The sequence below is a fragment of the Fontimonas sp. SYSU GA230001 genome (genome assembly GCF_040066175.1).
Lineage (GTDB): Bacteria > Pseudomonadota > Gammaproteobacteria > Nevskiales > Nevskiaceae > Solimonas.
The window spans coordinates 1-21,763 of the sequence record NZ_JBEAAM010000021.1 but is presented as its reverse complement, the minus strand read 5'-3'; the positions used below and the strand labels follow the sequence as shown (position 1 = coordinate 21,763).

18 protein-coding genes and 1 CRISPR repeat array are annotated in these 21,763 nt (G+C 64.9%); of the genes, 14 read left to right on the top strand and 4 right to left on the bottom strand.

Annotation, left to right across the window (positions count from 1 at the left end; translation table 11 throughout):
* Positions 1 to 57 precede the first annotated feature (57 nt).
* Positions 58 to 1,153, top strand: a protein-coding gene (gene prfB / locus AAG565_RS11615) for a peptide chain release factor 2 (protein ID WP_348819759.1) whose coding sequence is annotated in 2 segments (ribosomal slippage) — positions 58 to 129 and positions 131 to 1,153 — 1,095 coding nt in all. Because the reading frame shifts where the segments join, the coding sequence is not laid out codon by codon here.
* Between the two features lie 85 nt (positions 1,154 to 1,238).
* The gene (lysS, locus tag AAG565_RS11610) at positions 1,239 to 2,747 is read left to right on the top strand and encodes a lysine--tRNA ligase (RefSeq protein WP_348819758.1); all 1,509 of its coding nucleotides are present in this window, start codon (positions 1,239 to 1,241) and stop codon (positions 2,745 to 2,747) included.
* Between the two features lie 340 nt (positions 2,748 to 3,087).
* Here lysS and AAG565_RS11605 read toward each other — a convergent pair whose 3' ends face one another.
* From AAG565_RS11605 to AAG565_RS11595, 3 genes are all read right to left on the bottom strand, one after another.
* Positions 3,088 to 4,410 (bottom strand): TolC family outer membrane protein, encoded by a 1,323-nt coding sequence (locus tag AAG565_RS11605; protein ID WP_348819757.1) that lies wholly within the window; start codon positions 4,408 to 4,410, stop codon positions 3,088 to 3,090.
* Positions 4,411 to 4,601: 191 nt separating this feature from the next.
* Complete coding sequence (locus tag AAG565_RS11600) at positions 4,602 to 5,609, bottom strand: DUF5924 family protein (protein WP_348819756.1); 1,008 nt, start codon at positions 5,607 to 5,609, stop codon at positions 4,602 to 4,604.
* A complete protein-coding gene (locus tag AAG565_RS11595; protein WP_348819755.1) occupies positions 5,606 to 6,598 on the bottom strand; it encodes a helix-turn-helix transcriptional regulator in 993 nt (330 codons plus the stop codon). Before AAG565_RS11595 ends, AAG565_RS11600 begins: the two co-directional genes overlap by 4 nt.
* 342 nt (positions 6,599 to 6,940) lie before the next feature.
* Here AAG565_RS11595 and groES point away from each other — a divergent pair, with 342 nt between their 5' ends.
* The 12 genes from groES to cas2e all read left to right on the top strand — a co-directional run bounded on the left by groES (position 6,941) and on the right by cas2e (position 19,099).
* Positions 6,941 to 7,234 (top strand): co-chaperone GroES, encoded by a 294-nt coding sequence (gene groES, locus AAG565_RS11590; protein ID WP_348819754.1) that lies wholly within the window; start codon positions 6,941 to 6,943, stop codon positions 7,232 to 7,234.
* A gap of 121 nt (positions 7,235 to 7,355) precedes the next feature.
* On the top strand, positions 7,356 to 8,984 hold the full coding sequence (groL, locus tag AAG565_RS11585; RefSeq protein WP_348819753.1) for a chaperonin GroEL: 1,629 nt from the start codon (positions 7,356 to 7,358) through the stop codon (positions 8,982 to 8,984).
* Between the two features lie 114 nt (positions 8,985 to 9,098).
* Complete coding sequence (locus AAG565_RS11580) at positions 9,099 to 10,058, top strand: transcriptional regulator (RefSeq protein WP_348819752.1); 960 nt, start codon at positions 9,099 to 9,101, stop codon at positions 10,056 to 10,058.
* 89 nt (positions 10,059 to 10,147) lie between these two features.
* Positions 10,148 to 10,354 (top strand): hypothetical protein, encoded by a 207-nt coding sequence (locus AAG565_RS11575; protein ID WP_348819751.1) that lies wholly within the window; start codon positions 10,148 to 10,150, stop codon positions 10,352 to 10,354.
* 146 nt (positions 10,355 to 10,500) lie between these two features.
* Entirely contained in the window at positions 10,501 to 13,173 is a 2,673-nt protein-coding gene (gene cas3 / locus AAG565_RS11570; protein WP_348819750.1) for a CRISPR-associated helicase Cas3', read from the top strand.
* A complete protein-coding gene (gene casA / locus AAG565_RS11565) occupies positions 13,170 to 14,702 on the top strand; it encodes a type I-E CRISPR-associated protein Cse1/CasA (protein ID WP_348819749.1) in 1,533 nt (510 codons plus the stop codon). Before cas3 ends, casA begins: the two co-directional genes overlap by 4 nt.
* On the top strand, positions 14,699 to 15,247 hold the full coding sequence (gene casB / locus AAG565_RS11560) for a type I-E CRISPR-associated protein Cse2/CasB (protein ID WP_348819748.1): 549 nt from the start codon (positions 14,699 to 14,701) through the stop codon (positions 15,245 to 15,247). The genes casA and casB overlap by 4 nt, the downstream gene beginning before the upstream one ends.
* Entirely contained in the window at positions 15,244 to 16,416 is a 1,173-nt protein-coding gene (gene cas7e / locus AAG565_RS11555) for a type I-E CRISPR-associated protein Cas7/Cse4/CasC (protein ID WP_348819747.1), read from the top strand. The genes casB and cas7e overlap by 4 nt, the downstream gene beginning before the upstream one ends.
* A 4-nt stretch (positions 16,417 to 16,420) precedes the next feature.
* Positions 16,421 to 17,101, top strand: coding sequence for a type I-E CRISPR-associated protein Cas5/CasD (gene cas5e, locus AAG565_RS11550; RefSeq protein WP_348819746.1), 681 nt, complete (start codon positions 16,421 to 16,423; stop codon positions 17,099 to 17,101).
* On the top strand, positions 17,088 to 17,780 hold the full coding sequence (gene cas6e, locus AAG565_RS11545; RefSeq protein ID WP_348819745.1) for a type I-E CRISPR-associated protein Cas6/Cse3/CasE: 693 nt from the start codon (positions 17,088 to 17,090) through the stop codon (positions 17,778 to 17,780). The genes cas5e and cas6e overlap by 14 nt, the downstream gene beginning before the upstream one ends.
* Positions 17,781 to 17,875: 95 nt before the next feature.
* Positions 17,876 to 18,793, top strand: coding sequence for a type I-E CRISPR-associated endonuclease Cas1e (gene cas1e, locus AAG565_RS11540; protein ID WP_348819744.1), 918 nt, complete (start codon positions 17,876 to 17,878; stop codon positions 18,791 to 18,793).
* A gap of 3 nt (positions 18,794 to 18,796) precedes the next feature.
* Positions 18,797 to 19,099, top strand: coding sequence for a type I-E CRISPR-associated endoribonuclease Cas2e (gene cas2e, locus AAG565_RS11535; protein WP_348819743.1), 303 nt, complete (start codon positions 18,797 to 18,799; stop codon positions 19,097 to 19,099).
* A gap of 116 nt (positions 19,100 to 19,215) precedes the next feature.
* A CRISPR array of direct repeats spans positions 19,216 to 21,564; the repeat unit is 29 nt; unit sequence GTGTTCCCCGCGCACGCGGGGATGAACCG.
* Between the two features lie 48 nt (positions 21,565 to 21,612).
* On the opposite strand, the gene AAG565_RS11530 is transcribed toward cas2e, so the two are convergent.
* The coding region (locus tag AAG565_RS11530) for a transposase (RefSeq protein WP_348819797.1) at positions 21,613 to 21,763 on the bottom strand (151 nt) is incomplete at its 5' end.

The window sequence follows — 21,763 nt, the reverse complement described above, 5'->3', positions numbered from 1 at the left end:
TGGGCATCGGCGCGCGGGGCGCCGCTATAATCCGCGCCCGTCACACCCAGAACCCCCATGGAAGCCCAGCAGATCCGTACCGAGGTGAAAGCCCTGCAGGCGCGTTTCGACGCGCTGCGGGGCTATCTTTGACTACGACAACAAACGCGACCGGCTGGTCGAAGTCAACGCCGAGCTGGAGCGCAACGACGTCTGGAACGATCCCGAACGTGCGCAGAACCTGGGCCGCGAACGCGCGCGCCTGGAGGATGTCGTGCAGCCGATCGAGCGCGCCGAGAACGGTCTGAAGGACGCGCTGGAACTGCTCGAACTGGCTGAGAGCGAGAACGACACCTCGACGATCGACGAGATCGCCCGCGACCTGGCCGGACTCGATCGCCTGGCCGCGGACCTCGAGTTCAAGCGCATGTTCAGCGGCGAACTCGACGCCGCCAACGCCTATCTCGACCTGCAGGCCGGCTCCGGCGGCACCGAGGCCCAGGACTGGGCCGAGATGCTGCTGCGCATGTACATGAAATGGGCCGATGCCAAGGGCTTCAAGGTCGAGCTGATGGAGCGCTCGGACGGCGAAGTCGCCGGCATCAAGTCGGCGACGATCTACGTGCAGGGCGACTACGCCTACGGCTGGCTGCGCACCGAGACCGGCGTGCACCGGCTGGTGCGCAAGTCGCCGTTCGATTCCGGCAACCGCCGTCACACCTCGTTTGCCGGCGTGTTCGTCTCGCCGGAAGTCGATGACGACATCGAGATCGAGATCAATCCCGCGGACCTGGAAGTGGCGACGTACCGTTCCAGCGGTGCCGGCGGCCAGCACGTCAACAAGACCGAGTCGGCGATCCGCATCAAGCACGTGCCATCGGGTATCGTCGTCGCCTGCCAGACTGAGCGCAGCCAGCATGCCAACCGCGACCGCGCGATGAAGATGCTCAAGGCGCGCCTCTACGAGATCGAGATGCAGAAGCGCAACGCGCAGAAGCAGGCGCTGGAGGACTCCAAGGACGACATCGGCTGGGGCAGCCAGATCCGCTCGTACGTGCTCGACCAGTCGCGCATCAAGGATCTGCGCACCGGTGTCGAGATCGCCGACACGCAGAAGGTGCTCGACGGGCACCTCGATCCGTTCATCGAAGCGAGCCTGAAGCAGGGGCTTTAGCGGTGAGACCTGAGGTGTGAGACGTGAGACGGAACAGCACACCCACACGCCTGACGTCTCACGTCTCACATCGCACGAGACCAAAATGACCGACCAACACCACACCCCGCCGCAGCTCGACGAGAACCACATCATCGCCACGCGGCGCGAGAAGCTCGCGCGGCTGCGCGCCGAGGGCCAGGCGTTCCCCAACGACTTCCGCCGCGACACGCTCGCCGAGTACCTGGTCGGCAGCTACGGCGAGCGCGATGCCGCCTCGCTGGAGAACGAGACCGAGGTATTCGCGCTCGCCGGCCGGCTGATGGCCAAGCGCGTGATGGGCAAGGCCAGCTTCGGCCAGCTGCAGGACATGTCGGGCCGTATCCAGATCTTCGTGCAGCTCAACGCCGTCGGCGAGGCGGCCTACGAGGCGTTCAAGCATGCCGACGTCGGCGATGTCATCGGCGTGCGCGGCACGGTGTTCAAGACCAAGACGGGCGAGCTGTCGGTCAAGGTCAGCACGCTCCGGCTGCTGGTGAAGAACCTGCGGCCACTGCCGGAGAAGTGGGCGGGTCTGACCGACACCGAGGTACGCTACCGCCAGCGCTACCTGGACCTGATCGTCAATCCCGAGGTCAAGATCACGTTCGAGAAGCGCGGCAAGGCGGTGCGCTTCATCCGCAACTTCCTCGACACGCTCGGCTTCATCGAGGTCGAGACGCCGATGCTGCAGCCGATTCCCGGCGGCGCGGCGGCGCGCCCGTTCGTGACGCACTACAACGCGCTGGGACGCGATTTCTACATGCGCATCGCGCCCGAGCTGTATCTCAAGCGTCTGGTCGTCGGCGGCTTCGAGAAGGTTTACGAGATCAACCGCAACTTCCGCAACGAAGGTCTTTCGACGCGGCACAACCCCGAGTTCACGATGCTGGAGTTCTACCAGGCCTACGCGGACTACCGCGATGCGATGGACCTGGTCGAGACCCTGCTGCGCGATGTCGCCACCGCGGTCAACGGTTCCGGCAAGCTGGTCAACCAGAACCGCGACTACGACCTCGACCGGCCGTTCAACCGCTGGACGATGAAAGAAGCGGTGCTGCGCTTCAACCCGGACATCGACGCCGGCATCTTCGATGACCGCGAGCGCCTCGCCGCCTATGCGAAGAAGGTCGGCGGCGACGTCAAGCCATCCTACGGCTGGGGCAAGCTCCTGACCGAGATCTTCGAGAAGACGGTGGAGCATGAACTGCTCGATCCGACCTTCATCACCGAGTTCCCGACCGAGGTCTCGCCGCTGGCGCGCAGCAACGACGCCGATCCGCAGATCACCGACCGCTTCGAGCTGTTCATCGCCGGCCGCGAAGTCGCCAACGGCTTCTCGGAGCTGAACGATCCGGACGACCAGGCCGCGCGCTTCCATGCCCAGGTCGCCGCCAAGCACGCCGGCGACGACGAGGCGATGCTGTTCGACGCCGACTACATCCGCGCCCTCGAATACGGCCTGCCGCCGGCCGCGGGCGTCGGCATCGGCATCGACCGGCTGGTGATGTTCCTGACGGATTCGCCGAGCATCCGCGACGTGCTGCTTTTTCCGCAGATGCGGCCGGAAGTCTGATCAAGCTCGGGGGGGCGCGGAAAAAGGGACCTGGGGCCCCAGCCCCAGGTGCGCGCCGGGCAAGGATCGCCACCGGCGATCCTTGAAAGCCCCGGCTTGCTTCCGCAGATGCGGCCGGAAGTCTGATCAAGCTCGGGGGCGCGGAAAAAGGGACCTGGGGCCCCAGCCCCAGGTGCGCGCCGGGCAAGGATCGCCACCGGCGATCCTTGAAAGCCCCGGCTTGCTTCCGCAGATGCGGCCGGAAACCTAATCAAACTCGCGCGAGGCGGAAAAAGGACCTGGGGCCCCAGCCCCAGGTGCGCGCCGGCAGGATCGGAGAATTGCCCGCGTCCGGCGTGTGTCAGCTGCCGACCAGCAGACGGTCCAGTTCGGCGAGGTCGGACGGTGCGAGGCTGCCGGCGGCGGCCTTGAGACGCAGGACCGACAGCAGGTAGTCGTAGCGCGACTGGTCGTAGTTGCGCCGCGCCGCGTAAAGCTGCTGCTGGGCGTTGAGCACGTCCACCGCGGTGCGCGTGCCGACCTCGAGGCCGGTTTCGCTGGCCTCCAGGGCCGTCGTGCTGGAGACCACCGCCTGCTTGAAGGCACGCACGCGCGCCGCCCCGGTGACCACGCCCTGGTAAGCGTCACGCGTGCTGCGCTCGACCTGGCGTCGCGCACCTTCGAGCTCCGCCGTCCGCTGGTCGCGCGTGGCGATCGACTGGCGCACGGCGGATTGCGTCGCGCCACCGGCGAACAGCGGCAGCGTGACGCCCAGCGTCACCGAACTGCTTTCGGTTTCCTGCGGGAAGCTGCCGGATTCCGACGTGCTGTCGCGGTAAGCGCCCTGCACGCCCACGGTCGGCAGGTGGCCGGCGCGTGCAACCTGAATGCCGCGCTCGGCGATGTTGCGGTTCAGGCTGGCGATCAGCAGATCGAGGTTGCCATCGAGCGCGTCCCCGACCCAGCGGTTGGCATCGGCCGGGTCGGGTGAGGGCAGGGGGATGTCCTGCGCCAGCGGCGCCAGCGGCGGCACCGGCGTTCCGGTGATCTGGCCCAGTGCGAGGATCGCGCTGTCGAGTTGCTGCTGCGCCTGGATCTCCTGTGCGACCGTCAGGTCGTAGCGGGCCTGCGCTTCCTGGACATCGGTGATCGCCGACAGCCCGACCTCGAAACGCTTCTTCGCCTGCTCCAGCTGGCGTTCGACGGCCGCCTTCTCCGCCTGGGCCGAGCGCAGATTGTCGCTGGCGCCGAGCAGGCCGAAATAAGCCTCGGCCACGCGCAGCAGCAGCGCCTGTTCCGCCGAGCGGTACGTCGCCTGGGCCAGCGCGACCTGCTCGCCGGCCTGCTGCAGCCGGCGCCAGCTGGCGACGTTGACGATCGCCTGGTTGACGGTGACCGTCAGCGTCTCGTCGTTGCCCTTGTTGTCGATCGGGAAGGTGGTGCCGCCCTGTTCGAACGAGCCGGTCGTCTTGGCGTAGCCATAGTTGTAGCCGCTGCTCAGTTGCGGCAGCAGTGCCGCGCGTGCCTGCGGCTTTGCTTCGACCGCGGCGTCGCGGGCATGGCGCGCCGCCTGGATCGTCGTGTCGTTCGCGGTGGCCAGCTCGTAGATGCGCATGAGGTCGTTGGCATGCGCGAGCCCCGGCAGCAGCAGGGCGATGGCCAGCAAGCGATGGAGTGGATGCATGAGAGTCCTTGTCATTGTTGGCGGAGTGACGTGGGTCCTTAGTGGTGCGCCGGCCCGAGGCGGGCGCATCGCGGCAGGTCTTGGATGGCCTCGTCCCGCCCCGGGTTCAACGCAGCGGACTTCGGCCTGGTCTTGTCGTGCGGGGTGACCGTCCAGCGCGCATTATTCACCCAAACGCCAGCGTTGCGCCGTCAGTGCACGGTGAACCGCGCCAGTCCGAGCAGCTGGCCGCTGTGCGTGACCACCCGCACTTCCCAGCGACCACGCGGATCGGCCGGAAAGACGGTCTTGCGTGACCAGGCGCGGTAGCCGGCCTCGCGTCCGCCGCTGACGTCCAGCGTCACGACGTCGATGGTCCGGCCATCCAGCCGCCAATGATGTTCGACGCGCTCACGCAGGCCGCGCGGCACCCGGATGCTGGTCCAGGCATAGAGGCCGTGGCGGCGGAGATCCTCCGCAGCGATGTCGCGGATCGCCGGTCCGGCCGATCGCGCGGCCGGATCCACCGAGGCCGTCATGCGCATGTCGGCGACCCACAGCGTCGCCGGCGGAATCATCGTGCGGAGCTGCCAACCGAGTCCGGCCAGCGCGAGTGCGAGCAGCACGGCGAGGGGCAGTCGCAGCGGGGCTCTTGCCAGCAGCGCATGCCAGGCCGGGACGCTGACGATGCCCAGGCAGGCCAGCGCGAGCCCGAGACTTTGCGCGGTGGTCAGGTGCCAGAGCATCGGTGCGGCGGTCAGCGCGGTGACAAAGCCCGAGACGGCGTGCAGGCCCCACACGGCGGCACGGCGCGGCAGCACGTGACGGTAGTAGAGCGGGTCGGTGATGGTCATCAGCGCCAGCAGCGTCATCGTCGCGGTGAACAGCAGGTGCGGCGAGGCCCAGGCCGTGGTCGCGAAGAAGAATGGCAGTGTGAAGAACAGAGATTCCTGGTGCAGGGCCTGCGCGGCGTAACCGAGCAGCCAGGGCGGCGGCCGCCAGCGTGGCCGCTCGTCCGCGAGGCGCAGCAGTGCCGGCTCGCAGGCGGCCAGCAGCCAGGACAGCGGCAGGAGGATCACCAGCGCCTGCGCGACGCGCTCCTGCCGGCTGATCAGCGCGAAACTGGCGATGCCGCCGAGGAAGCTGAGTGCGGCGATCGCATGCCGCCAGCGGTCCCACAGTGCGCGCCAGCGGCCGGCCGGTGGTGGCGCCGCGGTCATCCCTGCGTCTGCGGATACACCAGCGCGGCGAGTTCGGTGCGGCTATAGACGCCGAGTTTGCGATAGACGCGGTACAGGTGATTGGCCACCGTCGAAGGCGCCACGCCGATCTTCTTGGCGACCTGCTTGAAGGACAGACCCTGGGCGACGCAGGTGACGATCTCGCGCTCGCGCAGCGTCAGGCGGTCGAGCGGTCCGGCCGGCCAGATCGTCAGCAGCGACAGATCGCCCAGCGGCTCGCAGCGCACCATCAGATCCTGGAAACCGATCGTCTGGTCCGGCTCCGGAATCGGGATCGGCAGTTCGTTCGGGTCGCGGTTGGGGAAGCGTTCGTCGAGTATGTCGAGGAAACGCACCGTGGCCTCGTGGAACGCGCCGGCCGAATCGACCACCGCCGCGCCGGCGCCGGTCGGCCGTGCCGCATGCGTCTTCGCCAGATGCAGGAAGAAGGCGTGCGAGGCGGCGTTGAACAGATGGAACGTGAAGCGCTTCTGGTAGGCACGTTCGGCCTCGGTGAAGCGGTGCTCGCGGTTCTTGCGGTACAGCGTGACCAGTGAGTACAGGCCGGAGCGGTGATCCAGATGGCCGGTGGAGAGGATCCGGTGGATGCCGTAGGGCGCGAAGGCGCGCTGGTAGATCTCCGACTCGAAGAACTCGTCGTCGGACATCACGCTGGCCATGTCCACCGGCGTGTCGAGGTTCTGCAGGATGCGCGGGATGATCGGATTGATCCGCGTGGTCGATTCGAGGATCTGCGGGAACTCCGGCGGCAGGTCGGTGACGGTCACGGTATGGAACTTCCACTGCGTCACGCCGCCGCTGCCCCACAGCGCCGCATCGAAGGGCACCACGGTTTGCAGCTGGCGCAGCGCCCAGGCGCGGAAGTCCTCGGCCGACACCGACAGGGCCGAGCGGTAGAGGCGGGAGATGACGCGGTCCGCCGGATCGATGCTGTCGTTCTGGGCGATCGAGGACGTGCCGCGGTTCATCGGACCCTTTTAAGCGGTTTTTACTATCGGCTCAAGTCGGTGGCCTGCGGATAATGCAAGGCTTGCATCCCGGCCGGCGTGCCGGGACACCGACCAAGGGGTTGGGGAGCTAGGGGGTGGCGGCCTGCGGGCCGCCTTTTTTTGCGCGCGTGTCCGTCCTGGACAAGCCGGCGCCATCCCTGGCGCCGACTTTCAAAACAAGCGCTCCGGGTCTTGAAACCTGACGGGCCGTCCCCAACAATTAGCAGCCTTTCATTGCGAGTGCTAACAACGCGGCCGCGCCAGCGGCCGTCGCGCTTGCGGTGGCACATTCAAGTCATTGAACCATCGGGAGATTTACACATGAATCTGCGCCCCCTGCACGATCGCGTGATCGTCAAGCGTCTGGAGGAAGAGAAGAAGTCGGCCGGCGGCATCATCATCCCGGACAACGCGGCCGAGAAGCCGGTCCGGGGTGAAGTGCTCGCGGTGGGCCCCGGCAAGAAGACCGAGGACGGCAAGCTCGTCCCCATGGACGTCAAGAAGGGCGACATCGTCCTGTTCGGCAAGTACTCGGGTTCCGAGGTCAAGGTCGATGGCGAAGAACTCCTCGTGATGCGCGAGGACGACATCATGGCCGTCTTCACCAAGAAGTGACCTGCGCGGAGCGCAGGTCGTCCCCGCGCAGGCGGGGATCCGGCCTGGCTCCCTCCTTATCAAGCAACCCTGGATTCCCGCGTGTGCGGGAGTGACGGATCAAAAATCTGAGGAATCAAAGATGGCAGCCAAAGAAGTGAAGTTCGGTGACGACGCGCGCAGCCGCATGGTGGCTGGCGTCAACATCCTGGCCAACGCGGTCAAGGTCACGCTCGGCCCCAAGGGCCGCAATGTCGTGCTGGAGAAGTCCTTCGGCGCCCCGACGGTGACCAAGGACGGCGTCTCGGTCGCCAAGGAGATCGAGCTCAAGGACAAGTTCGAGAACATGGGCGCGCAGCTGGTCAAGGAAGTCGCGTCCAAGACCTCCGACGAAGCCGGTGACGGCACCACCACCGCGACCGTGCTGGCGCAGGCGATCGTCAACGAGGGTCTGAAGTCGGTCACCGCCGGCATCGACCCGATGGAGATCAAGCGCGGCATCGACAAGGCCGTCGAGGCCGTCGTCGCCGAGCTCAAGAAGATGTCCAAGCCGTGCAAGGACCGCAAGGCGATCGCCCAGGTCGGCACCGTGTCGGCCAACAACGACGAGTCGATCGGCGAGCGCATCGCCGAGGCGATGGACAAGGTCGGCAAGGAAGGCGTGATCACCGTCGAGGACGGTTCGGGCCTGGCCGACGAGCTCGACGTCGTCGAGGGCATGCAGTTCGACCGCGGCTACCTGTCGCCGTACTTCATCAACAACGCCCAGTCGCAGCAGTGCGAGCTGGAGAACCCGCTGATCCTGATCACCGAGAAGAAGATCTCCAACATCCGCGAGATGCTGCCGGTGCTCGAAGGCGTGGCCAAGCAGGGCAAGCCGCTGCTGATCATCGCTGAGGACGTCGAGGGCGAGGCGCTGGCGACCCTGGTCGTCAACAACCTGCGCGGCATCCTCAAGGTCGCCGCCGTCAAGGCGCCGGGCTTCGGTGACCGCCGCAAGGAAATGCTCAAGGACATCGCGATCCTGACCGGCGGCATGGTCATCTCCGAGGAGCTGGGCCTGTCGCTGGAGAAGGTCTCCGTCAACGATCTCGGCACCGCCAAGAAGGTGCAGATCGACAAGGAGAACACGACGATCATCGACGGCGCCGGCAAGGCCGACAAGATCAAGGCGCGCATCGCCGAGATCAAGGCGCAGGTCGAGGCCGCGACCAGCGACTACGACAAGGAGAAGCTGCAGGAGCGTCTGGCCAAGCTCTCCGGCGGCGTCGCCGTGATCAAGGTCGGCGCCGCGACGGAAGTCGCGATGAAGGAGAAGAAGGCGCGCGTCGAGGACGCCCTGCACGCGACCCGCGCGGCCGTCGAGGAAGGCATCGTCGCCGGTGGCGGCACTGCTCTGATCCGCGCGCAGAAGGTCCTCGAGTCGCTCAAGGCGCCCACCGACGACCAGCAGGTCGGCGTCAACATCCTCAAGCGCGCCATCGAGGAGCCGCTGCGCCAGATCGTCAAGAACGCCGGCGAGGAGCCGTCGGTCATCCTCAACAAGGTCAAGGAAGCCAAGAGCGCCACGGGCTACAACGCCGGCACCGGCGAGTTCGTGGACATGATCGACGCCGGCATCATCGATCCGGCCAAGGTCACGCGCCTGGCGCTGCAGAACGCGGCTTCGGTCGCCGGGCTGCTGCTGACCACCGAGGCGATGGTCGCCGAGCTGCCGAAGAAGGAAGAGGCCCCGGCGATGCCGGCCGGCGGCGGCATGGGCGATTTCTGAAGATCGTCCCCCGACCGGACCGGGACCCTCCGCGGACCCGGTCCGCACGGCGAGCAGTGCGTGGTACGTCGGGGCGCCTCCGGGCGCCCCGATTTTTTGCGCTACGCTTGCACCGTGAAATCCTTCGAGCACGTCTATCGCCTGCACCGCATGCTCAAGAGTCACCGCTACCCGGTGCCTTTCGAGCGCATCCAGGCCGAGCTGGAATGTTCGCGCGCGACCACCAAGCGTGTGATCGCCTACCTGCGCGACGTGCTCGGCGCGCCGCTGGAGACCTCGCGCGAGCCGCGTGGTTACCGCTACACCGACGCTGCCTACGAGCTGCCCGGCTTCTGGTTCAGTGCCGAGGAACTGCAGGGTCTGCTGACGCTGCAGCAGCTGCTCGCCACCTTCCAGCCGGGCCTGCTCGACGAAGCGCTGGCGCCGATGCGGACGCGTATCGACCAGATCCTCAAGTCCCAGGGCCTGTCCGCCGACAACGCCGGCCGGCTGCGCCTGCTGCGCGCCGCCGCGCGGCCGCCGGGCCAGCACTTCGCCACCGTCGCCGCCGCGGTCTTGCAGCGCAAGCGCCTGCATCTGGAATACGAGTCGCGCGGCACCGGGCAGGTCAGCGAGCGTGTAGTCTCGCCGCAACGCCTGACGCACTACCGCGACAACTGGTATCTCGACGCCTGGTGTCACAAGTCCGCCGGTCTGCGCACCTTCGCGCTCGACTGCGTGCGGGGTGCGGACCTGCTCGACGATGCAGCGCAGGACATCGACGATGCCCGGCTCAATCTGGAACTCGGCGGTTCCTACGGCATCTTCTCCGGGACGCCGACGGCCACCGCGATGCTGCGTTTCACGCCCGAGCGCGCACGCTGGATCGCCGCCGAGCAGTGGCACCCGAACCAGCAGGGCGTGTGGCTCGCCGATGGCAGCTACGAACTGTCCGTCCCGTATCACCGCGATGAAGAACTGATCCTCGACATCCTGCGTTACGGGCCGGACGTCGAAGTCATCGCCCCGGCCGGACTGCGCATCGCCGTCGCCAGGCGCCTCGAACAGGCCGCGGCGCGCTACCGCGCGCCGTAGCGGTCCACGGGCGGTTTTCGGGCCAGGCTCAGGTTCTGAGCCTTTGGCCACTCACAATGGCGCATCGCCCACCCGAACCGGAGCCCGCCATGACCGCCGACACCCTGCCGTTCGCCGTCCAGCTCACCGCCGACCGCAAGTACCTCAACGTCCGCATTCCCGTCGACAGCCTGCCGCCCGCGTTGCGCAAGCAGCCGTCGGCGATGAACGTGCGCCTGCTGCCCGAGCAGGCGGAAATCCGCAACAAGCCTTGGCGTGGCTGGGTGCCCGAGTTTGTGCTGGCGCTGGCGCGCTGACCGCCGCGTGCGCTACGGTTGACGCACGACGCCCATCGGTGCTGGTTGTAAGGGCAGACAACAGGGAACGAGCGCTTGGGGAGAAGTGACTCGATGATTGCGTCGATGCCTTTTGTCCGAACAGCCGGCAAACCGAGCTTGGTGACATGATCGGAATGACGGATCGTTGCCATCGGATCTGGGCCAAGACGAGTATGCAGGAGGATGAGCGCTGGCACCCTCTCGCCCTGCATGTTCTGGACGTTGCCGCCTCCGCCGACGCGATTCTTGCACGCGAACCGCAGCGCACACGCGACCAGCTCGCGGCGGTGCTGGGTATGAACTGGGAACGTGCCCGACCATGGTTGCTGCTATTGGTCGCCTGCCACGATCTCGGAAAGGCTTGCCCTGGCTTTCAGTGCAAATGGCAAAACCTTTCCGGTCTGGATGCGGGCGCGAATCCGGACACGTCGGTCAATCACGCGTTTGTCAGTCAGGTCGAGCTGCGATCTCTGTTGACCGAACTCGGATGGCCGGAAGACGCGGCGGACTTGGCGGCGGATGCGGTGGGCTGTCATCACGGCGAGCGAGCGAGCCCCAACACGATCACAAATCTTGAGGGCAATCGCCGTGCGCTCGGCAAACCCGAATGGCACGCTGCCCGGCGCGCCATTTTCGAAGCCCTGACCGGTGTCTTCGCGCCGACCGAAGCGCCCACCAAGCCCACGCTCACCGGCCCGGATTTCATGATGCTTGCGGGGCTGACCAGCTTCGCTGACTGGATCGGCTCCAACGAGCAGTATTTCCCGTTTGGTGCGCCCGATGCGTGCGCCGACCTGCATGGCTGGTTTGAGAAACGACGCCAACACAATGCCGAAGCTGCCTTGAACCAAGCCGGCTGGCTACCGCGTTTGCCGCTGTCCACCGCGCATCAGACGTTCGACGCCGTCTTCGGCTTCGCCCCACGCCCCTTGCAGCAAGCCGTGGTCGACGCGCTCAGCTCGATTGACCAGCCTGCCATCCTGCTCGTCGAAGCACCGATGGGCGAGGGCAAGACCGAAGCCGCGCTCTACGCGTATCTGGAATTGCAGCGAGAGCTGGGCCATCGTGGCCTGTATGTCGCGCTGCCGACCAAGGCTACGGGCAATGCGATGTTCGAGCGCGTGCTGAAATTCCTGCGTCGCCAGCAGTGCGAAAGGCCGCTCGATCTGCAACTCCTCCATGGCGGCGCGCTGTTGAACGACACCTACCAGCACCTCAAACCCGGCGGCATTTTCGACGCCACCGCCGGCGGCGAAGTCCGTGCAGGTGAATGGTTCACCCACAAAAAGCGCGCACTGCTTTCGGAATACGGTGTCGGCACCATCGATCAGGCGCTGCTCACCATCCTCCCGGTGCGGCACCAGTTCGTGCGGCTGTGGGGGTTGGCCAACCGCGTTGTCGTATTCGACGAAATCCACGCTTACGACGCCTACACCGGCACGCTGCTGCTGCATCTCCTGCGCTGGTTGCTGGCACTGGGCTCGTCCGTCGTATTGCTCTCGGCGACGCTGCCACCGCAAATTCGCCGCCAGCTGGCCGAACTCACCGGTGCGCAACCGCCTGAGCAGGAAGCGACCTATCCGCGCCTCTCCGTCTACCAGAACGGGCAAGCGGTGTGGCAGATCGCATTCGACGCCGACCCGGCACGGCGCCTGAGTCTGACCATTGCCCCCGTCACTGCCGACCTGCCCGCCATCAAGACCGCGCTCGACGAGAGACTCGCCTCAGGCGGCTACGCGCTCGCGCTCACCAACACCGTGCAGCGTGCCCAGCAGTTGTATCGCGATTACGGCGACGGCGAACCGCTCTTAGTCGCGGGCGAGCCCGTCGGCAAACGCCTCCTCGATGGCACCGAGGTCTATCTTTTTCACGCCCGCTTTCCCGCCGACCAGCGCCAGCGCCGGGAAGATGCCGTGCTCAAGGTATTCGGCCCGCCCGGCAAAGACGAACCCTGTGTGCGCAGCGGAAGAAAACTCGTCATCGCCACCCAGGTCGCCGAGCAAAGCCTCGATCTCGACTTCGACCTCATCGTCACCGACCTCGCGCCCATCGACTTGTTGCTCCAGCGCGCAGGCCGCCTCTGGCGTCATTCGCGTGAAACGCGCCCATTAGCCAAGCCGGAACTCATCATTGCCGGGCTGGCCGAGGACTCGCCGCCCGAGTTCGGCAAACCCTTGTGGTGGAGTGCGGTGTACCGCGAAGACATCCTGCTACGCACCCGTAGCCTGTTGTGCGACAAGCCCGAGCTGCACTTGCCGGACGAAATCGACACGCTGGTCGCCAAAGTTTACGAAGAAGAAGTGGATGTGACCGAATCGCTGCAAGCGCGTCTGGAACGCGCCATGCAAAAAGCGCTTGGCGACCGCTACGCCCACGTCGGCGTGGCCAACCAGGCCATCATCGGTCTGCCCGACGACGGCTCCTGGAAGACCAGCGCCAGCTTCACCCTCTACGACGACGACGAACCCGGCGTCCACGCCAGCCTGAAGGCCAAGACCCGCCTCGGCGACGAGTCCGCCGTCGTGATTCCGATCTGCGAGCGTGACGCCTTCGATCCGGCCATTACCCCTGATGTTACCCAGGCCAAAGCCTGGTTCCTGCGCGCGATGAGCGTGTCACGCAAAAGCATCGTGAAGCCGCTGCAAGGCGAGGGTGTGCCGGAAGGCTGGAAGAAGAGCCCGCTGTTACGAAACTGCTATCCGCTGCTGCTCGACGCCGAATCGCGCTGGATCGCCGACCCCAGCGTGCAACTCTCGAACGAACTGGGGCTGATTTACCACGACAAGGAGGCCCAATGAGCCGCTTCAACCTGATCGACGAACCCTGGATTCCCGTGCGCTTTCCCGATGGCACGCGGGCGGAACTCGGGGTCAAAGAGACCCTGCTGCGGGCGAATGACATCGCCGTCATCGAAGACCCGTCGCCGCTGGTCGTGGCGAGCCTGCACCGTTTTCTGCTCGCCGTGCTGTACCGCGCGCTGGAAGGGCCGACCGACATCGATCAGGCCAAGAGCTGGTTCAAGGCCGGGCTGCCTGCGGACAAGATCGGCGCGTATCTGGAAAGGTGGCGGAATCGGTTCTGGCTGTTCGACGAGCAGTTCCCTTTTTTCCAGATCCCTGATTTCGAGCCCAAGACCTGGCGCGCGTGGACGGCACTGGCAGCCGAACACAATGCCGACAACGCCAAGGTGCTGTTCGACCACATCGACATCACCGCCGCAGGCGCCGTCCCGCCTGCGGCCGCCGCGCGCTGGCTGCTGGCAATCCAAACGTTTGCATTGGGTGGCGGCAACAGTGATTTCAAGTACACCAAAAGTGCTCCATCGGCGACGGCAGCGATGGTTCTACCTATCGGGCAGGCTCTGGAAGACACGCTGCTCTTGAGCCTCGTCCCGCAAAACCGCGCGGTGCTTGAGCAGGATTTGCCGGTCTGGGAGCGCGAGCCCGAATCGGTCGAGCGCCTCAGAGAGGGCATCGAGTGTGCCATCAGTGGCCATGCCGATCGTTACACCTGGCGAACCCGTTCAATCCGACTGCGCAGCGACGAGGCCGGCAACGTGGATGCGCTGGCCTTCGCCTCCGGGATCGAACACACATCGGATGGCCTGCAAGATCCGATGCTGGCTTACCGCATCGACGACAAAAAGGGGCGCCTGCCGATCCAGTTCAAAGAACGCGGCCTGTGGCGTGATTTCGATTCCCTGCTGCCAGACGATGCGCACCTTGCACCTGCAGTCATCGAACACGCTGCTGCGTTGACGCGTTTTACGCGTGAGCGCTTTCCGCAGTCTGTCATGGTACTGGGGCAGGCCAACGACAAGGCCAAGATCGAATACTGGCGCATGGAGCGCTTTGCCCTACCGCAAGCCTTACTCGGCGACCGCGCGATCCGCACGGAAATCCGCCAGCTTCTCAGTGACGCCAAAGGCACCCAGAAAGCCCTGTGGCAAGCGTGCAAGAATTTTGCGCGCGATCTACTGAGCCGGGGTGAGCGCGAACCCGACCCCAAGGATGTCAGCAAATTCGTCGAGCAACTCCCTGCGACACCGTCTTACTGGTCGCGCCTCGAAGCCGCCTTCCACGACACTCTGCGCAGCTACACGCTGGAACACGACCCCGACGTCATCCGCCTCGACTGGCTGAAAACCGTGAGATCCGCGTTGCGCGAGGTTTGGGCGCAACACGCCGCCAGTGTCTCGACCGGCGACGCCTGGGCGATCCGGGCGCTGGTTCGCGCCGAAGGGGCGATCAACAAGCAGCTTCGAGTGCTGGACGACGAAATCCAGAAATACGAATGCCATCTCAACCCGCAGGAGGAAACCCCATGAGTGGACTCATCGCGTGGCTGGAACAACTGAACCAGTCGGACAACAAGGCGCGGGCCGTGTTGCGCCGCAGTCTCGCGTTCGACCCTGGTCAGCACATTCCGGCTTTTCAATACGTCGAGCCATTTTTGAAAGGCGAGCAGGAAGGCTGGCGGCGCGAGGTGCATTACCTCGTCGCTGCGCTGTGGGCGGCGCATTGGCGCGAAGGTCAGCCACAGACAAGGATCAAACTCGCAGTTGCCGTGGGACTGCATGACAAAGAGCGCAGAGACAAGCTGAGTGCAAAGGAACGCAGCAAACCCACCAGCACGGAGAGGCGATTTATCACACTACTTGATGCCGACAAGGATCAACTCCCGCACCGACTGCGCCAGATGACTGCGCTGCTGAACGAGCAGCCCATCGACTTCGAGCGACTGTTGTCTGACCTACTCGACTGGCATCGCAACGACAAGCGCATCCAGAACGCCTGGGCGCGCGATTTTTATCGCACGCTCAGCCCTGCTTCCCAGGCCGAACCCGACACCGAAATGGAGACCGCCGCATGAAAACCCTGATCGAGATTCACGTCCTGCAAAACTTCGCGCCTTCCAACCTCAACCGCGACGACACCGGCGCGCCCAAGGACGCGTTCTTCGGCGGCATGCGCCGGGCGCGCGTGTCCAGCCAGTGCGGCAAGCGCGTGGTCCGGCAATTCTTCGACGAGAAAGTGCGCGAAGGAATTTTCAGTGCGGATGAACTGGCGGTGCGCACCAAACGCGTTTATCAGGCCATCGTCGATGCGCTGGCTGGCAAGCGCGACCCGGCGGAAACGCTGTCGAAAGCCGAGATCGCGCTGTCCTACGTCAAGCTCAAAGCCGCGGAGGGCGGCAAGACGCAGTATCTGCTGTTCCTCGGTCGCCGTGAAATTACTGCGCTGGCCGATGCGATCCACGAACACTGGGACGAGATCATCGCCGCAGAGGAACCCGAAGACGACACGGGCGACGCCGGCAAGAAAAAAGGCAAGAAGTCCAAAAAGGATGCAGCCAGCGCCGCCCCCAAAGCACTCAAGGACAAGCTCGAATCGATTTTCAATGGCGGGAAAGCCGTGGATCTTGCGCTATTCGGCCGCATGCTCGCCGACATGCCCGAGAAAAACCAGCACGCCGCCTGCCAGGTCGCGCACGCGATTTCCACCCACGCGGTCGAGCGTGAATTCGACTTCTACACGGCAGTCGACGACCTGAAACCGGAAGACACCGCCGGCGCCGACATGATGGGCACGGTGGAATTCAATTCGGCGTGTTACTACCGCTACGCCGTGGTCGATTGGGCCAAGCTCGTCGACAACCTGCAAGGCGACATTGACCTCGCTGCCAAGGGGCTGCGAACTTTCCTCGAAGGGTTCGTCATGGCCGAGCCGACCGGCAAGCAGAACAGCTTCGCCGCGCATAACCCGCCGGAGTTCGTCGCGGTGACGGTGTGCCATGACGCCGCGCCGCGCAACCTCGCCAATGCGTTCGAGACGGCGATCCGCGCCAAACCCGGCGAATCACTCACCCGCAAATCGGCCGAGGCCTTGGCCAAAAAGGGCGGCGAACTGGAGACGGCTTACCCGCGCAAGTGCCAGACCTATGTGCTCAATCTCGCCCGTGCCGAGTTGAGCGGCTTCGGCACGGAGGAAGGCTCGTTGGAAAAGGTGCTGGATGCGGCACTTAACGCCGTGCAGGGGTAAGACCATGCCCACGCTACTTTTACGACTGGCGGGGCCAATGCAGTCCTGGGGCACGACCAGCCGCTTCGACCAACGCGACACTGGCAAGGAGCCGAGCAAGTCCGGCGTGATCGGGCTGCTGGCTGCCGCGCTGGGGATAGACCGCGAAAATTGGAATGACCTCGAACCGCTGACGAAGCTGACGATGGGTGTACGCCATGACCGGCCCGGGGTGTTGAAACGCGACTTCCAAACCGCGCAGAACATCATTTCCGCCGACCGCTCGAAAATCCACGAAACCGCCGTCACCACGCGCGATTACCTTGCCGATGCAGTGTTCCTGGTCGGGCTGGAAGGCAAAGACCGCGCCCTGCTCGAACGCGCGCACGCCGCTTTGCAAAACCCGGCCTGGCCGCTGGCGCTGGGGCGTAAATCCTATGTGCCGTCCGAACCCGTCTGGCTGGAGGATGGGGTCAAGGACACAACCTTGCTGGAGACGCTCGCGGCTCAGCCCTGGCTAGTAGCGCCCGGTCGTCTTGAGGTCGCCCCCGAACGCCTGCTGGTGTCGCTGGAGTCTTCCGATGGCAGCGGCGCACTGCGCATGGATCAACCTTTGTCCTCGTTCGCCGAGCGGCGTTTTGGAGCGCGTTTCGTGCGTTCCGAACGGATCGACCTATTACGGGGAGCGCCGCATGTACCTGCATAGGATTCACCTCAACCCACGCTGCAAGGAAGCGCGCCGCGATCTCGCCGATCCTTACCAGATGCACGCCACGCTATGCCGCGCGTTCTTCCCGCACGACATGCCGTGCCCTTCGGGTGGCGCATTGTTATGGCGATTGGAACCTGAGACCGATGAACACGGTCGGCCCCGTTTGTTGATCCAGTCGTCCGCGAGTCCGGATTGGACGCGCGTCGCCCCATCCGATTGGCTCGATCGAGCCGAACCTGGTATCGATCTAGAGCAGAGGTTAGCACTCGACCGGCTGTCTGTTGGGCATATATTCCGCTTTCGACTGCGTGCCAATCCGTGCAAGGCGGTGCAGAGAAGACGCACAGGCCTGGTCCACCCCGACGCTCAGCTTGCTTGGCTCGCGCGCAAGGGCGAGCAACATGGTTTTGTACTGCCGCCGCAGGACTCCCAAGACTATTTTGATTGCCTAAGCGGCTCGCCGCGATATGCTCGCCCTGATGTCCGCGTATCTCAGACCGGTATTCTGAGTGGGAAGCAGCACAATGGTAATACCATCAGCGTCTACTCGGTTCTGTTTGAAGGGCGACTCGCCGTTAGTGATGCCGCGAAGTTTAAAGCAGCTCTGAAAATGGGCATCGGTCACGGCAAAGTCATGGGGCTTGGCCTGTTGTCGATTGCTCCTGCTATTTGATGATGGCTCATCGTATCTGGAGACATGGTGAGTAACGATCACGACCTATGCGGGTCCGCGTGGCGCCTAGCGGTGCGCGCCATCAGAGCGGACTGATGCTTCCCGCACTCAAGCCGATCCCGATCAAAGAGCGCCTGTCGGTGCTTTATGTCGAGAAGGGGAATCTCGATGTGCTGGACGGGGCGTTCGTCGTCGTCGACAAGAACGGCGTGCGAACCCACATTCCGATCGGCGGTGTCGTCTGTCTGATGCTGGAGGTGGGTACGCGCATTTCACACGCGGCGGTGCGCCTTGCTGCGCAGGTCGGAACGCTGCTGGTCTGGATTGGCGAAGGCGGCGTGCGTTTGTACTCGGCGGGCCAGCCGGGTGGTGCGCGCGCAGACCGGCTGCTGTATCAGGCGGCCTTGGCGCTGGATGACGACGCGCGCCTGAACGTCGTCCGCGAGATGTATCGACGGCGGTTTGGTGAAGATGCCCCGGCGCGGCGTAGCATCGATCAGCTTCGCGGCATCGAAGGCGCGCGCGTTCGGCAGATGTATAAGCTGCTTGCGCGCCAATTCGGCGTCCAATGGAAGCAGCGCAATTATGATGTCGAGGCCTGGGACGCTGGAGATCTACCTAATCGCTGCTTGTCTGCCGCGACGTCGTGCCTCTACGGCGTGACCGAGGCTGCCGTGCTCGCCGCTGGGTATGCCCCTGCCATCGGCTTTATTCACACGGGCAAGCCGCTGTCGTTTGTTTACGATATCGCCGACCTCTACAAGTTCGAGACGGTGGTTCCGCTGGCTTTCGGCGTTGCGGCGAGGGACATCCGCGAGCCAGAGCGGGAAGTGCGTCTCCAGTGCCGCGATGTCTTTCGGCGGACCCATCTGCTCGAACGCATCATTCCCGACATAGAGGCCATTTTTGCAGTCGGTGGCAGGGAGCCACCAAAACCTTGTGATGAGCAAGTCGGCCCCGCGATTCCCAACCCTGAGGTCATTGGCGATCCGGGTCACCGGGTGGCGGGATAGGCAATGATCATCGTCGTTCTGGAGAACGCACCGCCGCGACTGCGCGGCCGCATGGCAGTGTGGTTGCTTGAGATCCGAGCTGGTGTATATGTAGGCGAGTACAACCGTAAGATACGCGAGTACCTCTGGAGCCAAGTTATCGAAGGAATAGAGGATGGAAACGCGGTCATCGTTTGGCGAGATTCTGGCAAAGAGGCGGGATTCGAATTTGAGACAGTCGGACGAAATCGGCGTGTGCCAGTTGATTTCGATGGCGTGAAACTCGTCGAGTTTCTGGCCGAAGCTGCGACACCCTTCGGTCCGTAGAGCCGCTCTTTTACAAAAAGCACGAGCCGCCGAAGCAAGCGTTGGCGTGAGCGCACTTCGGCGGTAGATTTGCAGAGCTTACACGTGCCTTTCAGGATCAGGCATCTACGTCAAGAGTGTTCCCCGCGCACGCGGGGATGAACCGCCTCCACGCGCTAGGATGATTGCTAATAAGACGTGTTCCCCGCGCACGCGGGGATGAACCGGTCGAGGTGGCCGGCTTGCCGCTGACGCTGCGGTGTTCCCCGCGCACGCGGGGATGAACCGCCGGTGAGGGCACAGTCCGGAGGGCAGGGGGGGTGTTCCCCGCGCACGCGGGGATGAACCGGCTTTGGAATAGTCCGGTTCATAAAAGCCGGCGTGTTCCCCGCGCACGCGGGGATGAACCGAGGGAGAATGCCGTTGCCGTGCCCGGCATCGAGTGTTCCCCGCGCACGCGGGGATGAACCGCCCGCTGCGAGCACGTCGTTGTGTGCAACCGCGTGTTCCCCGCGCACGCGGGGATGAACCGCAGGAGCGCGATGCGGCCACCGCCCTCGCGGCGTGTTCCCCGCGCACGCGGGGATGAACCGTCTTGGAGCGGACGAGAAACCAAGACACGTTAGTGTTCCCCGCGCACGCGGGGATGAACCGGTGTAGCTGGCGGTCAGCGCCTGCACGCTCTTGTGTTCCCCGCGCACGCGGGGATGAACCGGCCCGCAATGCGGGGCAGCTGCCCCTGTTCGCGTGTTCCCCGCGCACGCGGGGATGAACCGACCTTCTGCCCGCTACCTGCGTCGGTGAACTCGTGTTCCCCGCGCACGCGGGGATGAACCTCCGCAGGTGATGCCGGCGGACATGCAGATGATGTGTTCCCCGCGCACGCGGGGATGAACCGGATGGGGCGCTGCGCAAGAAGCTGACCGTCACGTGTTCCCCGCGCACGCGGGGATGAACCGGCAGAGGCCACGACGAGATTCAGCATGAGTGCGTGTTCCCCGCGCACGCGGGGATGAACCGTCGTGCGCGCCGTGCTGCGCTCTGCCGTTCGCGTGTTCCCCGCGCACGCGGGGATGAACCGCCCGACCGCGTCGGTTTCGGCTTCAGCAAGTAGTGTTCCCCGCGCACGCGGGGATGAACCGTTGTCACGAACATCAATGACCATTGGTATCTCGTGTTCCCCGCGCACGCGGGGATGAACCGGCTGGCAGCTACATCCTCGGCCCAGGCTCCTTGTGTTCCCCGCGCACGCGGGGATGAACCGGTGTTTGCAGCGGGAGTTACTGTGTATCAAATGTGTTCCCCGCGCACGCGGGGATGAACCGTAGCGCCTCCACGTATTCAACTGTCGGGAGACGTGTTCCCCGCGCACGCGGGGATGAACCGTCCGCCGCTCGCCGTAGCGACGCAGGGGTTTTGTGTTCCCCGCGCACGCGGGGATGAACCGGGCAGACGGATCCGACCCGGTGATGACATAAGGTGTTCCCCGCGCACGCGGGGATGAACCCTGCTGCAGCCCGCTGGCCATGTCGGTCAACTCGTGTTCCCCGCGCACGCGGGGATGAACCGACCTCGACCAGCAGATCGCAGCGTTGTTCAACGTGTTCCCCGCGCACGCGGGGATGAACCGCCAACGAGGTTCGCGGACTGACAGTGCGGGCAGTGTTCCCCGCGCACGCGGGGATGAACCGACTCCGCACTGACGCTTGATCGTTGGCTCCGCGTGTTCCCCGCGCACGCGGGGATGAACCAGAGAAGCCCGCGCCAGACGACGCGGGCCATGAAGTGTTCCCCGCGCACGCGGGGATGAACCAGTTATGAGTGCGTGATTGCGATATGGATATACGTGTTCCCCGCGCACGCGGGGATGAACCGTCGTGGAATTGCAGCGTGCCATCGCCGACAACGTGTTCCCCGCGCACGCGGGGATGAACCTCCAGTTAGGGCGATAGGGTTGTTACGCCAAGCCGTGTTCCCCGCGCACGCGGGGATGAACCGCCAAGCGTCTGCTGGCCAGCGAGGACGAGCGCGTGTTCCCCGCGCACGCGGGGATGAACCGGCACCGGGGGCTACAAGGCCCTGCAGGCCGCAGTGTTCCCCGCGCACGCGGGGATGAACCGTCGATGACATCACACGTGGCAGCGCAATCACCGTGTTCCCCGCGCACGCGGGGATGAACCGGTCACCTTCAGCGCGGACCATCGGCGCCTTCTGTGTTCCCCGCGCACGCGGGGATGAACCGGCGCGGCGCTCGTCCTGGGCGCGCTGGGCCTCGTGTTCCCCGCGCACGCGGGGATGAACCGGACAGCGACTTGCTTTGAAGGAGGGATCGACAGTGTTCCCCGCGCACGCGGGGATGAACCGCGCGCCCCGATCTTACATTCAGGCTCGAAGGAGTGTTCCCCGCGCACGCGGGGATGAACCGCGACACGGCGTCACCTCCGGGGGGACGGGTTAGTGTTCCCCGCGCACGCGGGGATGAACCGTGAATGTTTGGGGTCTTCGTGAAATCGTGTGGGTACTTTTGCGCACTTTCACAGCTCCGGCAGCATGCAGGTGAGCACCTTCAAGCGCAGGTATTCCTCATCTCGCAGGCCGTAGGCGCGGCGCTGGATGACGCGGATCTTGTTGTTGAGTCCTTCGACGAAGCCGAGCGAGACCTTGTTCTCGGGTCTGCAGTAGGCA